12 protein-coding genes and 2 rRNA genes (1 of these 14 running past the window's edge) are annotated in these 16,651 nt (G+C 68.3%); 3 read left to right on the top strand and 11 right to left on the bottom strand.

The genetic code is table 11. The features are described 5' to 3' along the window. Both SCNRRL3882_RS21720 and rrf read left to right on the top strand, forming a co-directional pair. A 23S ribosomal RNA gene (locus SCNRRL3882_RS21720) occupies positions 1-2,785 on the top strand (it extends 337 nt beyond the left edge of the window). Positions 2,786-2,874: 89 nt separating this feature from the next. Further along, positions 2,875-2,990: ribosomal RNA gene (gene rrf / locus SCNRRL3882_RS21725) — 5S ribosomal RNA — on the top strand. Positions 2,991-3,036: 46 nt separating this feature from the next. On the opposite strand, the gene SCNRRL3882_RS21730 is transcribed toward rrf, so the two are convergent. Genes SCNRRL3882_RS21730 through SCNRRL3882_RS21745 form a run of 4 tightly spaced genes read right to left on the bottom strand, consistent with a single transcriptional unit; the run spans position 3,037 to position 6,670 of the window. Beyond that, a complete protein-coding gene (locus tag SCNRRL3882_RS21730) occupies positions 3,037-3,708 on the bottom strand; it encodes a response regulator (protein ID WP_010036324.1) in 672 nt (223 codons plus the stop codon). Then, entirely contained in the window at positions 3,705-4,949 is a 1,245-nt protein-coding gene (locus tag SCNRRL3882_RS21735; RefSeq protein ID WP_029180934.1) for a sensor histidine kinase, read from the bottom strand. Before SCNRRL3882_RS21735 ends, SCNRRL3882_RS21730 begins: the two co-directional genes overlap by 4 nt. Before the next feature lie 24 nt (positions 4,950-4,973). Beyond that, the gene (locus SCNRRL3882_RS21740) at positions 4,974-5,753 is read right to left on the bottom strand and encodes an ABC transporter permease (RefSeq protein WP_010036318.1); all 780 of its coding nucleotides are present in this window, start codon (positions 5,751-5,753) and stop codon (positions 4,974-4,976) included. After that, positions 5,750-6,670, bottom strand: a complete 921-nt coding sequence (locus SCNRRL3882_RS21745) for an ABC transporter ATP-binding protein (RefSeq protein ID WP_010036315.1) — start codon at positions 6,668-6,670, stop codon at positions 5,750-5,752. The genes SCNRRL3882_RS21740 and SCNRRL3882_RS21745 overlap by 4 nt, the downstream gene beginning before the upstream one ends. Positions 6,671-6,764: 94 nt before the next feature. Here SCNRRL3882_RS21745 and SCNRRL3882_RS21750 point away from each other — a divergent pair, with 94 nt between their 5' ends. Continuing rightward, positions 6,765-7,334: a GNAT family N-acetyltransferase gene (locus tag SCNRRL3882_RS21750; RefSeq protein ID WP_040902682.1), complete on the top strand. Its 570-nt coding sequence runs from the start codon at positions 6,765-6,767 to the stop codon at positions 7,332-7,334. Here the strand turns inward: SCNRRL3882_RS21750 and SCNRRL3882_RS21755 are convergent. The 7 genes from SCNRRL3882_RS21755 to SCNRRL3882_RS21785 form a co-directional block, all read right to left on the bottom strand. Further along, positions 7,323-9,011, bottom strand: a complete 1,689-nt coding sequence (locus tag SCNRRL3882_RS21755) for a type IV secretory system conjugative DNA transfer family protein (RefSeq protein WP_010036310.1) — start codon at positions 9,009-9,011, stop codon at positions 7,323-7,325. The two genes, SCNRRL3882_RS21750 and SCNRRL3882_RS21755, sit on opposite strands and share 12 nt — an antisense overlap. 11 nt (positions 9,012-9,022) lie before the next feature. Beyond that, positions 9,023-10,432 (bottom strand): ATP-binding protein, encoded by a 1,410-nt coding sequence (locus tag SCNRRL3882_RS21760; RefSeq protein WP_010036307.1) that lies wholly within the window; start codon positions 10,430-10,432, stop codon positions 9,023-9,025. Between the two features lie 6 nt (positions 10,433-10,438). After that, positions 10,439-11,995: an SCO6880 family protein gene (locus SCNRRL3882_RS21765; RefSeq protein ID WP_010036304.1), complete on the bottom strand. Its 1,557-nt coding sequence runs from the start codon at positions 11,993-11,995 to the stop codon at positions 10,439-10,441. Further along, complete coding sequence (locus tag SCNRRL3882_RS21770) at positions 11,992-13,326, bottom strand: hypothetical protein (protein WP_010036303.1); 1,335 nt, start codon at positions 13,324-13,326, stop codon at positions 11,992-11,994. The genes SCNRRL3882_RS21765 and SCNRRL3882_RS21770 overlap by 4 nt, the downstream gene beginning before the upstream one ends. Then, positions 13,316-14,140: a hypothetical protein gene (locus SCNRRL3882_RS21775; protein WP_010036301.1), complete on the bottom strand. Its 825-nt coding sequence runs from the start codon at positions 14,138-14,140 to the stop codon at positions 13,316-13,318. The genes SCNRRL3882_RS21770 and SCNRRL3882_RS21775 overlap by 11 nt, the downstream gene beginning before the upstream one ends. Before the next feature lie 186 nt (positions 14,141-14,326). Continuing rightward, positions 14,327-14,635, bottom strand: coding sequence for a hypothetical protein (locus SCNRRL3882_RS21780; RefSeq protein ID WP_003991275.1), 309 nt, complete (start codon positions 14,633-14,635; stop codon positions 14,327-14,329). Positions 14,636-15,072: 437 nt separating this feature from the next. Further along, entirely contained in the window at positions 15,073-16,362 is a 1,290-nt protein-coding gene (locus SCNRRL3882_RS21785) for a S53 family peptidase (protein ID WP_010036298.1), read from the bottom strand. Positions 16,363-16,651: the final 289 nt, after the last annotated feature.

A 16,651-nucleotide genomic window follows, 5' to 3' on the forward strand; every position in this document is an offset into this window, starting at 1 on the left:
GTCTGCCGGCTGTGAGACGAGTCAGAAACCGTTGATGTAGGCGAAGGACATGCGAAAGGTCCGGCGTAGAGGGTAAGACCCCCGTAGTCGAAACGTCAGCGGCTCGTTTGAGAGACACCCAAGTAGCACGGGGCCCGAGAAATCCCGTGTGAATCTGGCGGGACCACCCGCTAAGCCTAAATATTCCCTGGTGACCGATAGCGGATAGTACCGTGAGGGAATGGTGAAAAGTACCCCGGGAGGGGAGTGAAATAGTACCTGAAACCGTGTGCCTACAAGCCGTGGGAGCGTCGGAACAAGGCTTGCCTTGTTCTCGTGACTGCGTGCCTTTTGAAGAATGAGCCTGCGAGTTTGCGGTGTGTTGCGAGGTTAACCCGGGTGGGGAAGCCGTAGCGAAAGCGAGTCCGAATAGGGCGCTGTAGTAGCACGCTCAAGACCCGAAGCGGAGTGATCTAGCCATGGGCAGGTTGAAGCGGAGGTAAGACTTCGTGGAGGACCGAACCCACCAGGGTTGAAAACCTGGGGGATGACCTGTGGTTAGGGGTGAAAGGCCAATCAAACTCCGTGATAGCTGGTTCTCCCCGAAATGCATTTAGGTGCAGCGTCGTGTGTTTCTTGCCGGAGGTAGAGCACTGGATAGGCGATGGGCCCTACCGGGTTACTGACCTTAGCCAAACTCCGAATGCCGGTAAGTGAGAGCGCGGCAGTGAGACTGTGGGGGATAAGCTCCATGGTCGAGAGGGAAACAGCCCAGAGCATCGACTAAGGCCCCTAAGCGTACGCTAAGTGGGAAAGGATGTGGAGTCGCACAGACAACCAGGAGGTTGGCTTAGAAGCAGCCACCCTTGAAAGAGTGCGTAATAGCTCACTGGTCTAGTGATTCCGCGCCGACAATGTAGCGGGGCTCAAGCGTACCGCCGAAGTCGTGTCATTCACACAATAGCCCCAACGGGTGTGTGGATGGGTAGGGGAGCGTCGTCTGCCGGGTGAAGCAGCCGTGTAAGCGAGTTGTGGACGGTTGACGAGTGAGAATGCAGGCATGAGTAGCGATTCACACGTGAGAAACGTGTGCGCCGATTGACTAAGGGTTCCTGGGTCAAGCTGATCTGCCCAGGGTAAGTCGGGACCTAAGGCGAGGCCGACAGGCGTAGTCGATGGATAACCGGTTGATATTCCGGTACCCGCTGTGAAGCGTCAAACATCGAGCATCGTGATGCTAAGGCCGTGAAGCCGCCCCTGATCTCTTCGGAGTGAGGGGGAGTGGTGGAGCCGCTGAACCAAGCGGTTAGTAGGTGAGTGATGGGGTGACGCAGGAAGGTAGTCCAGCCCGGGCGGTGGTTGTCCCGGGGTAAGGGTGTAGGCCGTGCGGTAGGTAAATCCGTCGCACACAGGGCTGAGACCTGATGCCGAGCCGATTGTGGTGAAGTGGATGATCCTATGCTGTCGAGAAAAGCCTCTAGCGAGTTTCATGGCGGCCCGTACCCTAAACCGACTCAGGTGGTCAGGTAGAGAATACCGAGGCGTTCGGGTGAACTATGGTTAAGGAACTCGGCAAAATGCCCCCGTAACTTCGGGAGAAGGGGGGCCACATCTGGTGATGAGCTTCGCGCTCTGAGCTGGGGGTGGCCGCAGAGACCAGCGAGAAGCGACTGTTTACTAAAAACACAGGTCCGTGCGAAGCCGTAAGGCGATGTATACGGACTGACGCCTGCCCGGTGCTGGAACGTTAAGGGGACCGGTTAGCTCCATTTCGGTGGGGCGAAGCTGAGAACTTAAGCGCCAGTAAACGGCGGTGGTAACTATAACCATCCTAAGGTAGCGAAATTCCTTGTCGGGTAAGTTCCGACCTGCACGAATGGCGTAACGACTTCTCGACTGTCTCAACCATAGGCCCGGTGAAATTGCACTACGAGTAAAGATGCTCGTTTCGCGCAGCAGGACGGAAAGACCCCGGGACCTTTACTACAGTTTGATATTGGTGTTCGGTTCGGCTTGTGTAGGATAGCTGGGAGACTGTGAAGCGCTAACGCCAGTTAGTGTGGAGTCGTCGTTGAAATACCAGTCTGGTCGTGCTGGATGTCTAACCTGGGTCCGTGATCCGGATCAGGGACAGTGTCTGATGGGTAGTTTAACTGGGGCGGTTGCCTCCTAAAGGGTAACGGAGGCGCCCAAAGGTTCCCTCAGCCTGGTTGGCAATCAGGTGTTGAGTGTAAGTGCACAAGGGAGCTTGACTGTGAGACCGACGGGTCGAGCAGGGACGAAAGTCGGGACTAGTGATCCGGCGGTGGCTTGTGGAAGCGCCGTCGCTCAACGGATAAAAGGTACCCCGGGGATAACAGGCTGATCTTCCCCAAGAGTCCATATCGACGGGATGGTTTGGCACCTCGATGTCGGCTCGTCGCATCCTGGGGCTGGAGTCGGTCCCAAGGGTTGGGCTGTTCGCCCATTAAAGCGGTACGCGAGCTGGGTTTAGAACGTCGTGAGACAGTTCGGTCCCTATCCGCTGTGCGCGTAGGAGTCTTGAGAAGGGCTGTCCCTAGTACGAGAGGACCGGGACGGACGAACCTCTGGTGTGCCAGTTGTTCTGCCAAGGGCATGGCTGGTTGGCTACGTTCGGGAGGGATAACCGCTGAAAGCATCTAAGCGGGAAGCCTGCTTCGAGATGAGGACTCCCACCCACTTGATGGGGTAAGGCTCCCAGTAGACGACTGGGTTGATAGGCCGGATCTGGAAGCACGGTAACGTGTGGAGGTGACCGGTACTAATAGGCCGAGGGCTTGTCCTCAGTTGCTCGCGTCCACTGTGTTGGTTCTGAAACCACGAACAGCCCCATGCCATGGTCATGGTGTGGTGCGGCTGACAGTTTCATAGTGTTTCGGTGGTTATAGCGTAGGGGAAACGCCCGGTTACATCCGAACCCGGAAGCTAAGCCTTACAGCGCCGATGGTACTGCAGGGGGGACCCTGTGGGAGAGTAGGACGCCGCCGAACTATTATTGAAAAGGCCCACACCTTACGGTGTGGGCCTTTTTGCGTTTCACGACGGCTGTACCAGCTTGGTGTCGTACGCCAGGATCACCGCCTGAATGCGGTCACGGGAGCCGGTCTTCGCGAGGATCCGGCCCACGTGCGTTTTCACCGTCGACTCGGCCAGGTGCAGGCGCGTGGCTATCTCCGTGTTCGTCCAGCCCTTGCCGATGACCGTGAGGATTTCGCGTTCCCGGTCGGTGAGGGAAGCGAGGCGTGGGTCCTCCTCGGGCGAGGTTTCCGTAGCCGGATCGGTCGGCAGGTGGTGGACGTAGGCGTCGAGGAGGCGGCGGGTGAGGCTGGGGGCCACGACGGCGTCGCCGGTGGCGACCGCGCGGATGCCGGCGAGGAGTTCCTCGGGTTGGGCGTCCTTGACGAGGAAGCCTGAGGCTCCGGCGCGGAGGCCGGCGTAGGCGTACTCGTCCAGGTCGAAGGTGGTGACGATCAGGATGCGGGTGCGGTCGCCGGCGGCGGTGATGCGGCGGGTCGCCTCGATGCCGTCCAGGCCGGGCATGCGGATGTCCATGAGGACGACGTCGGGGTGGAGCTCCGCCGCCATGCGGACCGCTTCGCTGCCGTTCGCCGCCTCGCCCACGACCGTCATGTCGTCCTGGCTCTCCAGGAGCATGCGGGAGCCGAAACGCTGAAGGGGCTGGTCGTCGGCGATCAGGACCGTGGTCACTGCGGGTTTTCCTCCGGGAGGTGTAGGCGGACGCGCCAGCCCTGCTCGGGGTGCGGGCGGGGGCCGGCCTCAAGTGTGCCGCCGTACAGGGCGGTTCGCTCGCGCATTCCGGGAAGGCCACGACCGCCTGGGGCCGGGCCGTCGGTTCGGCTGCCGGTGCCCGTGTCCGTGATTGTCACTGTCACCGCTGCCTTGTCCGCGTAGGACAGTTCTATCTGGGCGGTGGCGTCGGGGCCGGCGTGTTTGAGGGTGTTGGTGAGGGCTTCCTGGATGACGCGGTAGACCGTGAGCTGGCGGCCCGGGGGGAGGGTGGGGTTGCCGTGGGTGGTGGTGTGGACGGGGAGGCCTGCGGATCGGACGCCGTCGAGGAGGTGGTCGAGGTCCGCGAGGCCGGGTTGGGGGGTCAGGTCGGCCTGGTTCTGTTCGTCCTCCCGCATGACGTCCAGGACGCGGCGGAGTTCGGTGAGGGCCTGGCGGCTGGTGGTGGCGATGGCGTCGAGGGCCTGGGCGGCGCGTTCGGGGGACTTGGCGGCCGCGTATCTGCCGCCGTCGGCGAGGCCGGTGATGACGGAGAGGTTGTGGCCGATGATGTCGTGCATCTCGCGGGCGATGCGGGCGCGTTCGGCGGCGGTGGCGAGCTGGGCCTGCTGGTCGCGTTCGGTCTCCAGTCGGCGGGCGCGGTCCTCCAGGGCCTCGGTGTAGTTGCGGCGGGTGCGCACCGTGATGCCGATGAGGGCGGCCACGGTGATGGACATCAGCTGGGATCCGACCTGCTGGTCCCAGGTGCCCTCACCGTGGCGGGCGACCGACACCAGGACGGGGGCGATCACCAGGGCTGTCGCCCACCACAGGTTGCGCAGGGCCCGGCGCAGGGCGATGTGGTAGACGACGGCGAGCTGGAGCAGGGCCGCCTGGAGGGCCGCGCCGGTCCAGGCGTTGACGAGGGCGAAGGGGGCCATGGCGACGAGGACGGCCCTGGGGTGGGTGCGTCGCCAGAGGAGGGGGACCGAGAAGCCGAGGGTCAGGGTGAGGAGCAGCCAGCCCGGGACGTCGAGATTGTGGGCGATGTTGCGCCAGCCGCCACCGACGTAGTCGATCAGGGCCGCGGTCACCCAGAAACCGGTGATGTGCAGGTCCCACAGCAGGGGGTGGCGTCGGTCGAAGGCGCGCACCCGGCGGGTGAGGCGGTGGGCGTACTCGGTGAGGGGCTCCGGCGCCCGGTCTTCCGTCACGGGGTCCATCGTGCGGGTTTCCGATGCCTCGTGTCAGACGTCTCGGCGTCGTAGGACCGCAGCGGCCAGTGTGAGGGTCGCCGTCGTCCACAGGATCATGGCGAGGAGGGCGGTGCCCGGGGAGGCCGTGCCGGGCAGGGGCTGGGCGGTGGTGAGGGTCTCCAGGGCCTTGCCGGGGAAGTAGCGGACGGCGTCGTCGACGATCTCGTACGGGAGCATGGCCAGGACCTCCGGGACGATCATGATGAGGCCGATGAAGACGCCGATGGCCATCGGGACCGAGCGGACGAGGGCGCCGATGCCGAGGGCGAGGACGGCGAGCAGGGTGAGGCCGGCCGCGTTGCCGACGAGGGCGCGCAGGACGCCGGGATCCCCGAGGGAGGCCGCCTGGTCGGTGCCGGAGAGGAAGGACTGGGCGAGGGGGAAGGTGATCAGGTTCGTCAGCAGGGTGAGGGGGAAGGCGATCGCGGCCAGGACGGCTGCCTTGGACCACAGGACGGGCAGGCGGCGTGGGACGGCGGTCATCGTGGCGCGGATCTGGCCCGTGGAGTACTCGCCGGCCGTGGCGAGGACGCCCAGCACGCCGAGGTTGATCGTGGCGAACTGGGTGCCGAGGAGGATGAAGAGGACCGTGTCCATCCCGCCCTCGTCGCTGCCGTCGTAGGCGGCGGCCAGGCCCGCGCCCATGGCGACGGTGAGGGCGCTGGTGGCGATGAGGGTGATCCAGGTGGAGCGCAGGGTCCGGAGCTTGTGCCACTCGGAGCGCAGGACGCGGGCCGGGGTCACGCGGTAGGGGAGGGTCGCCGTGGTCATGCTGCCGCTCCTTCGAGGGTCGCCGTGTACTCGACCGCGTCGCGGGTGAGGTCCATGAAGGCCTCTTCCAGGGAGGCGGCGTTGGGGGTCAGTTCGTAGACGGGGATGCCGTGGGCGGCTGCCGTGCGGCCGATGTGTTCGGCGTCCGTGCCGCGGACCTGGAGGGTGCCGGGGGTGTCGGTGGTGATGTCGACGCCGGGGGCGGCGAGGAGGCGTACGAGGTCGGAGGACTGCGGGGTGACGACCTTGACGGTGCCGGCGCCCGAGTCGCGTACGAAGTCGGTGACCGTGGTGTCGGCGAGGAGCCGGCCGCGGCCGATGATGACCAGGTGCTCGGCGGTGAGGGCCATCTCGCTCATCAGGTGGGAGGAGACGAGGACGGTGCGGCCCTCGGCGGCGAGGGACTTGAGGAGGTTGCGGATCCACAGCACGCCCTCCGGGTCGAGACCGTTGACCGGCTCGTCGAGGATGAGCGTGGCCGGGTCGCCGAGCAGGGCGGCGGCGATGCCGAGGCGTTGGCCCATGCCGAGGGAGAAGCCCTTGACGCGGCGGTGGGCCACCTCGGTCAGGCCGGTGAGGCCGAGGACCTGTTCGACCCGTGCCCGGGGGATGCCGTGGGTGAGGGCGAGGGCGCGCAGGTGGTGGTAGGCCGTGCGGCCGGGGTGGACGGAGCGGGCCTCCAGCAGGGCGCCGACCTCCGTGAGGGGCGCGGGGTGGGCGGCGTAGGAGCGTCCGCCCACGGTCGCGTGTCCCCGGGTGGGGGCGTCGAGGCCGAGGAGCATGCGCATCGTCGTGGACTTGCCGGCGCCGTTCGGGCCGAGGAAGCCGGTGACGGTGCCGGGGCGGACGGTGAAGGACAGGTCCGTGACGACCGTCCGGTCGCCGTAGCGTTTGGTCAGTTCGTGTGCCGTCAGCATGCTTCGATGCTCGTGCGTGCGGGGGCGGCGGGCGTCGGACCGGCGGTGGTAATCGGGGTGAGGCGTGTCGTACCCGGGTACTACCGTTGCCGGCATGAGCTATGTGATCCGGTCCGTCCGTGCTGATGAGTGGCCTGCGGCGAAGGAGCTGCGGCTCGCGGCGCTGCGGGATCCGGTGGCGCACCTGGCCTTCCTGGAGACGTACGAGGAGGCCGCGGCCAGGCCGGACTCCTTCTGGCGGGAGCGGACGGCCGGTGCCGCCGAAGGGGCGGACCGGGCGCAGCAGATCATCGCCGAGGGGCCGGACGGGCGGTGGGTGGGGACGCTGACCGTGCTCGTGGAGGAGCCCGGGACGACGGACTGGGCCGGGTTTCCCGTGGAGCGGAAGCAGGGGCATGTCGTCGGCGTGTTCGTGCGGCCCGAGGAGCGCGGGAGTGGGCTCACCGAGGTGCTGTTCGACGCGGCCCTGGAGTGGGCGTGGGGGCGGGGGCTGGAGCGGGTGCGGCTCATCGTGCACGAGGAGAACGGGCGGGCGCAGCGGTTCTACCGCCGGGCCGGGTTCCTGCCGAGCGGGTTGGCCGTGCCGCTCGGGGACTCGGGGGAGCGGGAGTTGGAGTTCGTGCTCGAGCGAAGCTCCGTGGGGGTGCCCTTCTCAGACCGGTAGTTCGTCGTGCGGCCAGCGGGCGCGGCCCTGTTCGCGGGAGCGGAGCAGGGCCAGGGTCGGCATGCCCCGGTCCGCTCCGGTGGCCAGCAGCTCCGGGAGCTGGGGAAGCGGGGCCACGGCGGCGACGTCGTCCAGGACGAGCGTGAATGGTGGGTCGAGGCGACCGGAGGATGACCGTTCGGCCATGCGCCGGCCGCGCTCGACCACGCTGGAGACGAGGGCCGTCAGGAGGGGCATCGCGCCCGGCTTCGTCCTGGGGTCCTCGATGGATTCACCCACCACATAAAGCGTGCCCCCTTCATGGACGAAGGAATCCAGGGCGAGGGCATCATTTCGGTTGGGAGTGCAAGCCTCGCGGATATTGACCGTGGAGAGGGCCGCGAGGGCACGGGTCGTCAGCTGCTGGGCCATGTCCCGGCGTTCGGGGTGGGCGGTGAGGGCGCCTTCGAGTTCGCCCGCGGAGCCGGGGGCGGCCTTGGGGTTGGTACGGAGGATGCGTACGGCGTCCTGGATCTGGGTGCCCTGGGACCAGCGGTGGACGTGGCGGATGGTGCGGCCGTCGATGGCGGCGGCGTGCAGGTAGCTCCGCAGGAGTGTCTCGGCGGTGTCGCCGAGGGCCTGGTCGAGTTTGGCGGTGGGGCGGACGGGGGTGAGGAGGGCGGTGGCTCGTTGGGTTGCCGTCGCCTTGTCCTCGCAGCCGGCTGTGGGGGACCAGTGGAGGCGGGCCGGGGTGGAGCAGAGGTGGGTGGGGTCGTAGAGGTGGGTGGGGCCCAGTTTGGCCCGGGCGTCCTTGGTCTCCTGCCAGAGGGCGGGGTTCGAGGTGACGATGAGGGCTGGGCCCTCCGCGTCGCGTACCGCCTGGGTGGCGGTCGTCTGGCGGGTCTCCCTCGGGGCTACGAGGATTCTTTCCCACCCGTTCACCCGGTCCTGCCCGAACAGGGGGGCCGGGGTCGTGGGCGCGGCCGCCGCGTCGGGGGCCGCGCGGCGGGGGGTGGGGACGTCGTGCTGCGTCGGCGCGGGGGTGCTGTGGTGCGTCGGTGCGCTGGCCGTGTGCGGCGGCGGTGGCGTCTGTACGTCGTGTGGTGAGGGCGTGGGCGCCGTGTACTGCGTCGGCGTCGGCGTGCCGTGTGGGGGCGAGGCCGGGGTCGGTACGCCGTGTTGGGCCGGTGCCGGCGTCGGTGCGCCGGGCTGGGGCGATGTCGGTGTCCCGTGCTGCCCCGTCGCCGGCACCTCGTGCTGCGTCGGCCCTCCCTCGTACGCAACCCTCGCCGCACCCGGAGGTGCCGCAGATGCCGCCCGCTCCGCACGGCGCCTCGCCCGGACCGCCCGCCATCTGGCCAGCGTGCCCATCACGAACACCGCCAGGACGATCAGGATCATCAGCTGGCCGATGAACAGGCCCCAGAACAGGCCGTAGCCCGAGAGTTCGCCGGGGGGTGTGTCGGGCCAGGCGCCGGGGATGTCGTGGGGCTGGGCGATGAGGCCGCGCATGGCGAGGGGCGTGCGGGTGAAGGTGACGCCGGACGGCCAGGAGCCGTGGGCGAACAGGGCGGCGAGGCCGGTGGCCGTCCACACCAGCAGGGTCATGCCGAGGAGGAACGCGAGTATGCCGACCAGCAGGCCGTCGGGGATGCCTCCCTGGCTCTCGCGCTGGATGCGGCGGTCGTCCGGTCTCACGCGTCCTCCCCCTACGCCACCGTCGATTCGGAGTCACCCAGGTGGTGTTCCACGAAGGCCGCCGCGCGTTCCTCCGCCTCGAGTTCGGCGGCGCGCAGGGCGTCGTCCTCGAGGTCGGCGGAGGACTCGGTCATCGCGCGGTCGGTGAACACCAGGGGGCGTTCGGTCTCCGTGACCAGGTGTTTGACGACCTGGACGTTGCCGTTGACGTCCCAGACGGCGATGCCGGGGGTGAGGGTCGGGATGATCTCGACCGCCCAGCGGGGCAGGCCGAGGACCCGGCCCGTGGCCCTCGCCTCGTCGGCCTTCTGGGCGTAGATCGTCCGCGTCGAGGCCATCTTCAGGATCGCCGCCGCCTCCTTCGCCGCCGCGCCGTCCACCACGTCGGACAGGTGGTGGACGACCGCCACGAACGACAGGCCCAGTCGCCGGCCGAACTTCAGCAGGCGCTGGAAGAGCTGGGCCACGAAGGGGCTGTTGATGATGTGCCAGGCCTCCTCGACCAGGAAGATGCGCTTCTTCCGGTCGGGGCGGATCCAGGTGTGCTCCAGCCACACGCCGACGATCGCCATGAGGATGGGCATGGCGATGGAGTTGCGGTCGATGTGGGACAGGTCGAAGACGATGAGCGGGGCGTCCAGGTCGATGCCGACCGTCGTCGGGCCGTCGAACATGCCGCGCAGGTCACCGTCGACCAGGCGGTCCAGGACCAGGGCCACGTCCAGGCCCCAGGCCCGTACGTCGTCTATGGCGACGTTCATCGCCTCGGCCGACTCGGGCTCGGGGTGGCGCAGCTGCTCGACGATGTCGGTGAGGACCGGCTGGCGGTCGACGATGGTCTCGTTGACGTAGGCGTGCGCGACCTTCAGGGCGAAGCCGGAGCGTTCGTCCAGGCCGTGGCCCATCGCGACCTCGATGATCGTGCGGAGCAGCGCGAGCTGGCCCGTCGTCGTGATCGCGGGGTCGAGCGGGTTGAGGCGGATCCCCATGTCCAGGGCCGCCATCGGGTCCAGGCGGATGGGAGTTATCCCCAGCTCCTGGGCGATGAGGTTCCATTCACCCACCCCGTCCTCGCCCTGGGCGTCCAGCACGACGACCTGACGGTCGCGGAAGCGGAGCTGGCGCAGGACGTACGTCTTCTCCAGCGCCGACTTGCCGTTGCCGGACTCGCCGAGGACCAGCCAGTGGGGTGCGGGGAGCTGCTGGCCGTACAGCTGGAAGGGGTCGTAGATGTAGCCCTTCCCGGAGTACACCTCGCGGCCGATGATGACGCCGGAGTCGCCGAGGCCGGGGGCGGCGGTCGGGAGGTAGACCGCCTGGGCCTGGCCCGTGGACGTGCGCACCGGGAGCCGGGTCGTCTCGACCTTCCCGAAGAGGAAGGACGTGAAGGCGTCGGTGAGGACGGACAGCGGGTCCCGCATCAGGTCCTACCTCCGAATGCCGGTGGCGAAGGGAAGGGTGTTCACGAAGGCGCGGTGGTGCTCGCGGTCGCACCATTCCAGCTTGAGGTACGACTTTCCTGCCGAGGCCCTTATCGTGCGCTTGTCGCGGGCGAGCGCGTCGGGGGAACGCGAGGAGACGGTGATGTAGCCGACGAGGTTCACACCGGCGGCGCCGCTGGCGAGGTCCTCGCCGCGCTGGTCGAGCCGGGAGTGGGCGGCGACGTCACGCGGGTCGACGGTGCGGTTCATCTTGGCGGCGCGGGACGCCTCGGCCTCGTCGTTGGTCTTCTCCGTGAGCATGCGCTCGATGGCGACCTCGGTGGGTTCGAGGTCCATGGTGACGGCGACCGTGCGGATGACGTCCGGGGTGTGGACGAGCAGCGGGGCGAGGAAGTTGACGCCGACGGGGGTCATCGGCCACTCCTTCACCCAGGCGGTGGCGTGGCACCAGGGGGCGCGGGTGGAGGACTCGCGGGTCTTGGCCTGGAGGTAGGTGGGCTCCATGGCGTCCAGCTCGGCCGGCCAGGCATTACGTTTCGTCATCGCCTGGATGTGGTCGATCGGGTGGTCCGGGTCGTACATGGAGTGGATCAGCGAGGACAGCCTGCTCTGGCCGAGCGGCTGCCGTACGCGGATGTCGGCCTCCTGGAGGCGCGAGCAGATGTCGGTCAGCTCGCGGGCCATGACGACGGCGAGTCCGGCGTCCCGGTCGACCTTGCCGCCGTGGGCGCGGGCGGCCCGGGCCATGGCGTTCGCCTCGGCGGCGAGGTCGCGGGTGTAGTGCATGCAGGCGACGAGGTAGGCGCGGTGCTGCTCGCTGCTGGTGGACACCATCGACTGGAGCTGGTCGTAGGACTGCTGCAGCCACGGCGGTGCCTTGTCGTCGCCGCGGACGGCGACGTCCTTGGCGTGGGCGTCCGGGTCGGCGGGGAGGGTGCGGGCGAGCATCTGCAGGCGGGTGACGAAGCCGTCGCCGTTGGCCACGTGCTTGAGCAGCGTGCCGAAGCGGTCGACGAGGGCCTCCTGGTCCTCGCTGTCGCGCAGGCCGACGCCGGGGCCCTCGATCTCGATGGCGGCGGTGACGGTCTTGCGGTCGGCGTGTAGCAGGACGGCGATCTCGTCGGGGCCGAAGGGGGCGGACAGCCAGGTGATCCGGCCGATTCCCGGGGGTGGGCCGATCTCGACCTCCCGGCCGTCGAGCCGGGTGCCGGCCTCGATGACGGCGGAGCGGTAGGTGGCGCCCTGCTTCAGGGTCCGCTTGTAGCTGCGGTTGATCTCGAACCACTTGTAGAAGGTGCGGTGCTTGTACGGCACGTACACGGCGGCCAGCGCCAGCATCGGGAACCCGGCGAGCAGCACGATGCGCAGGGACAGCACGGGGACGAGGAGCCCGCACATCATGCCGAGGAACGCGCCCACGACGATCAGGGCGATCTCGCCGGTCTCGCGGTTGCGGCCGATGATCGCGTTCGGCCGGGCGCGGCCGATCAGATACGTACGGCGGGGCGTGACCGGATGGGACACGTGGGACTCGGTCGTCAACGCCCTTCACCTCCCGTGCGATTGGTACTGCTGTTGCGGGTGTTGCTGGCGTGGGGAGTGTTGACGGGGCTGCCCGAACGGGGTGCGGGTGCGGCGGAGGGGACAGATCCGCCGCCGCCGTTCGAGGGGCGCGAGCTGTGCGCGGCGACTCCGCCGGAGGCGGGGTTGCTGGGGCGGGGGGCGGAGGACTGGCTGCCTCCGCCGTTGTTGTCGGCGCGGGAGCTGTGGGTCTTGATGCCCTGCGCGACCAGGGTCGCGGGGGAGCTGATGACCGCGGCGGCCTTGCTCTCCGCGCCCTGCATGAGGCGGTTGTTGCGGGAGCCGGCGATCTCGTCGCCGAAGCCGGGGACGAAGCGGTAGATCATCGCGCTGGCGAAGATGGCGAGCAGGATGATGGCGAGGCCGGAGACGACGGCGGAGAAGGCGTCGGGGCCGTCGTCGGCGGAGAGCGCGCCGGCGAGGCCGAGCACGATCACGATCACGGGCTTCACCAGGATCACGGCGATCATGATCCCCGCCCAGCGGCGGACGTGGCCCCACAGGTTCTTGTCGACGAGGCCGGCGTAGACGACGGTGCCGAGGAGTGCGCCGACGTAGAGGAGCGCCGCGCGGATGACGAGCTCCAGCCACAGCACTCCGGCGGCGAGGATGCTGACCAGGGAGACGACGATCAGCATGATCGGGCCGCCGCCGATGTCCTCGCCCTTGTTGAGGGCCTCGGAGAACGTGCCGAAGAAGGCGTCGGTCTGGTCGCCGGTGGCTTTGGCGAGGACCTCGGTGATGCCGTCCGTCGCGGAGACGACGGTGTAGAGGATCAGCGGGGTGAAGGCGGAGGCGAGCACGGTCAGCCAGAGGAACCCGATGGCCTCGGACAGGGCGGTGGTGAGGGGCACGCCGCGGACGGCTCGCTTGGCGACGGCCAGGAGCCAGAGCAGGAGCGTGAGGATCGTCGACGCGGCGAAGACGACGGCGTACTGCTGGAGGAACTTGGGGTTCGTGAAGTCGACGTTCGCCGTCTCCTTCACGGCGTCGCTGAGCTTGTCGACGGTCCAGGAGGCGGCGTCGGCACAGCCCTTGGCGAGCGAGGAGAGGGGGTCGAGGGTGGAGGTGGGGTCTAGGCGGGGTGCGGAACCGCCCCCTCCGCCGGCGCCGCCACCTTCCTCGCAGTACTTCCTGGCAGGCGGAGCGATCAGCGAACAGTCGCTGCTCTCGCTCGGTGTCGGCGAGGGTGTGGGCGCTGCCAGGGCTCGTGCGGCGAACATTAGGGCGGACGCCTGTGCGGCGGCCACGAAGCCGACGAGCCTGAGCACGCGGTGCGAGCTACCGGGCATACGTGAAGCCTCCGTACTCCTCGACGGCCTTCGCCATCTCCTCGGCGCTGGAGGCCCTGTCATCGCCGGGAACGGGCGTCGGGCCGTCCTTCTGAGAGTGCGTCACGATTTTCCAGTCGCCGTTGGCCCACTCGAGTTGCATCGTGATGGTGAACCAACTGCTCGTGACCGGAGTCGTGGAATTCTCGCCCGCAAGGCCAAGGAGACCGCTGCACCAGACCTCGACGGTCGCGCTGCTGGCGGAATACTCAGTGACCTTGGTGCCGATCGGGCTCGTTCGGGACACGAACGTGAAGCCCGCGGGCGCTGAGCCGTCCTCGTTGAGGCCGATGTTCTTGTTGAACTCCGGTGTGTAGGCCTTGTCCAGTCTCGCTTCGAAGTCGGCCACCCGGGAGGGAGCGATGATGGCCCGCAGGACGGCGTCACGCCTTGCCTTGTCGAACATGTCGGCCGAGCCCAGTGCAACGGCGTAGTTGGCCGCCGCGCTCTCCACTCCCTGCTGGTCTTGCGCGAACCCCGATGGAGTGCCGCCGGTCTTCGACTGCACCGGCCGTTTTCCCGAAGGCGCCGTCGCCGCTGCCTCCGGTTTGTCGGCGCTGCCCGCGGACGAGGGTTCGCCTCCGCCCCGGTTCGCGAAGGCGATCGCGGCGATGAGGAGGACCACTACGCCGACCACCGTGACCAGGCTGCGGGACGACGAGCGGGGGCGGCGGGGGGTGCCGTAGGGGTCGGCTCCGGTGTCGGGCAGGCGGGTGCGGGTCTGGCCCGTGCCGCCGTAACCGCCGGAGGCCTCGTGCTCGTCACCGAGACTCATGCCGCGTACGCCCCCTCGACGTCGTACCGCTCGTACTCCTCGTACGACGGTAGCCGTGCTGGTTCCCGCGCGGGCGCGGTGTGGTGACTCGACATCAGGGAAACGCAACCTTCGCCGGTGGGCACGACGGGCGGGTGGGATGGAGGGGGAGCCGGGCGTGCCCGGCCGGGGCGGGTGGGGCCCGGCCTACACGGCCATGCCGTACACGATGGTGAAGAGCGTGCCGAGCGAGCCGATGATGAAGACTCCGGTGAGGCCCGCGATGATGAGGCCCTTGCCCTGCTCCGCGCTGAAGGTGTCCCGCAGGGCGGTGGCACCGATGCGCTGCTTGGCGGCGCCCCAGATGGCGATGCCGAGGCAGAGCAGGATGGCCACCGCCATCACGACCTCGATCATCACCTTGGCCTCGTTGCCCAGGCTGCCGAAGGGGCCCCAGTCCGGAGCGATCCCGCCGATGATCGTGTTGATGTCTCCCTTATCGGCCGCAAAGAGCATGTAAGTCACCGCCCCTGTTGGGTAGTTCCGCATCCTCTGCGGTCGTGCAGAGGTCAGGCCTCATTCTCGCCGACAATGACGCTGTCGTATGTCGACTTGGCGTCATTGATTGGCGGGTTTCGTACGAATACCTTGCCACTGTTCCGTGCCGGCCCCTAAGGGAGGGGACGGACGGTGCACGAAGGATCGTATAGTCACTCTGTGTATCACGGCAGTTCACGCCGGGCAATGAGGCCTGAGTGGAACCTGTCGTGTGGTTCCGTCGTTGTGCCCTTTTGCGACCTGCGTCACCTTCCGGACCGTTCCTGACGGTCGGTCGGGTGAGGGATCGTCCCGGTGTTCTCCGGGTGAAGGCTACCTGGCGCGGCGAACGGGCCGCGGCTGGGTTGCCGCGGCCCGTTCGTCCCACCGGTGACGGTCCGTCACGAGAGGGAGGGTCAGCCGGTGAAGGCGCCGACTCCGTTCGGGGTGCCCCAGCCGGTCGGGCCGTCATAGCCCGTTCGGGCGGTGCAGAAGTAGCTGGTGGCGCAGGTGCCGTTGGTCCCGCTGGTGACGTCGTTCAGGGCGGAGGTCTTCGCGTAGGGGAACCTCGCCGGGTAGGAGCCGCTGGAGGGGGTGCCCGCGAGGGCGTAGACGCTCGCGATGATCGGGGCGGAGGCGCTGGTGCCGCCGTAGGTGGCCCAGCCCTGGCCGTCGGCGCCGTAGGTGTCGTAGACGGAGACTCCGGTCGCCGGGTCGGCCACGGCCGAGACGTCGGCGATCATGCGCTTGGCGCAGCCGGTGTCGGTCTGCCAGGCGGGCTTGGCGTCGTAGGCGGAGCAGCCGGAGCCGGTGCCTTCGGTGCTGCTGGTCCGCCAGACGCTCTCGGTCCAGCCGCGGGTGGTGGAGGAGGTGGTGAGCCTGGTGCCGCCGACGGCCGTGACGTACTTGGAGGCCGCCGGGTACTCGGCGCCGTAGCCCCCGTCGCCCGCGCTGACGGTGATGGCGACGCCCGGGTGGTTGAAGTAGGCGGAGTCGTACGTCGCGTCGGAGGAGGATTCGCCGCCGCCGTAGCTGTTGGAGACGTACTTGGCGCCCAGGCTGACGGCCTCGTTGACGGCGGTGCCCAGGTTTGCCATGGAGGCGGACTTGGCCTCGACGAGGAGGATGTGGCAGTTCGGGCAGAGCGCACTGGCCATGTCGAGGTCGAGGGATATCTCGCCGGCCCAGCCGCTGTCGGCGGTGGGGAGGGCGGTGGTGGAGCCGGTCTGGCTCACCTTCTTGAAGCAGCCGCCGGCAGTGGTGCAGGCGGGCAGGCCGTAGTGCGAGCGGTAGGCGGCGAGGTCGGACTCGGCATTGGGGTCGTCGTAGGCGTCGACGATGGCGATGGTGCGGCCGGTGCCGTTGCTCGCGGCGGCGGAGGTCAGGCCGTAGGCGGCCCGGAGGTCGGAGGGGCCGTAGCCGGAGGGGGAGGAGGCCTCGGCGGCCCCGGGTGAGATGCCGTGCTGCTGCTGGAAGGCGGTGCGGCCGCCCGTGACGCGCAGGGCGTTGCAGGCCATCTCGTCCTTGTGGCGGGGGAGCGCGCAGGAGCGGGTCCAGGTGACCCGGGAGGTGCTCGCCCGGGCGGTGTCGGCGTGGGCGGCGGTGGTGAGGCCGGTGAGGAGGAGTGCGGCGGTGGCGGTGACGGCGGCGCCTGTGCGGCGCCATCTGCGGCGGCCGGCGGGAGAGTTGTGCGGTGTCGTGCGCAAGGTACAGCCTCCTGGCAGTGGTGGACAGAGGCCTGCGGGTGGGGGATCCGCCGGTACGGTTCCCGGCGGGGGCGGCGACCCGCGACGACGATCGCTTGTTGAGTACGCGACAACAAGACGGGTTTCGGAATCCTGACTTCCGCCTTACTGAAGCGGGTGCGGGGCTTACCGATCGGTGACGGGCCGATGGCCGCGGGATGGGCGCGGCTTGACCCAAGGGGCCGGGATCCAGGGGTGCTTGGGGTCGGCGGCAACGTTTTTCTCACCTTCGTCGGACACAGTGGCCCCG

Source organism: Streptomyces chartreusis NRRL 3882 (assembly GCF_900236475.1).
GTDB classification, from domain to species: Bacteria; Actinomycetota; Actinomycetes; order Streptomycetales; family Streptomycetaceae; genus Streptomyces; species Streptomyces chartreusis_D.

What these genes read in the sequence shown, in the direction of transcription:
- SCNRRL3882_RS21750 (WP_040902682.1), top strand. Translation starts at nt 6,765, where the DNA reads ATGAGCTATGTGATCCGGTCCGTCCGTGCTGATGAGTGGCCTGCGGCG.
- SCNRRL3882_RS21780 (WP_003991275.1), bottom strand. Translation starts at nt 14,635, where the DNA reads ATGCTCTTTGCGGCCGATAAGGGAGACATCAACACGATCATCGGCGGG.
- SCNRRL3882_RS21775 (WP_010036301.1), bottom strand. Translation starts at nt 14,140, where the DNA reads ATGAGTCTCGGTGACGAGCACGAGGCCTCCGGCGGTTACGGCGGCACG.
- SCNRRL3882_RS21770 (WP_010036303.1), bottom strand. Translation starts at nt 13,326, where the DNA reads ATGCCCGGTAGCTCGCACCGCGTGCTCAGGCTCGTCGGCTTCGTGGCC.
- SCNRRL3882_RS21745 (WP_010036315.1), bottom strand. Translation starts at nt 6,670, where the DNA reads ATGCTGACGGCACACGAACTGACCAAACGCTACGGCGACCGGACGGTC.
- SCNRRL3882_RS21760 (WP_010036307.1), bottom strand. Translation starts at nt 10,432, where the DNA reads ATGCGGGACCCGCTGTCCGTCCTCACCGACGCCTTCACGTCCTTCCTC.
- SCNRRL3882_RS21740 (WP_010036318.1), bottom strand. Translation starts at nt 5,753, where the DNA reads ATGACCACGGCGACCCTCCCCTACCGCGTGACCCCGGCCCGCGTCCTG.
- SCNRRL3882_RS21735 (WP_029180934.1), bottom strand. Translation starts at nt 4,949, where the DNA reads ATGGACCCCGTGACGGAAGACCGGGCGCCGGAGCCCCTCACCGAGTAC.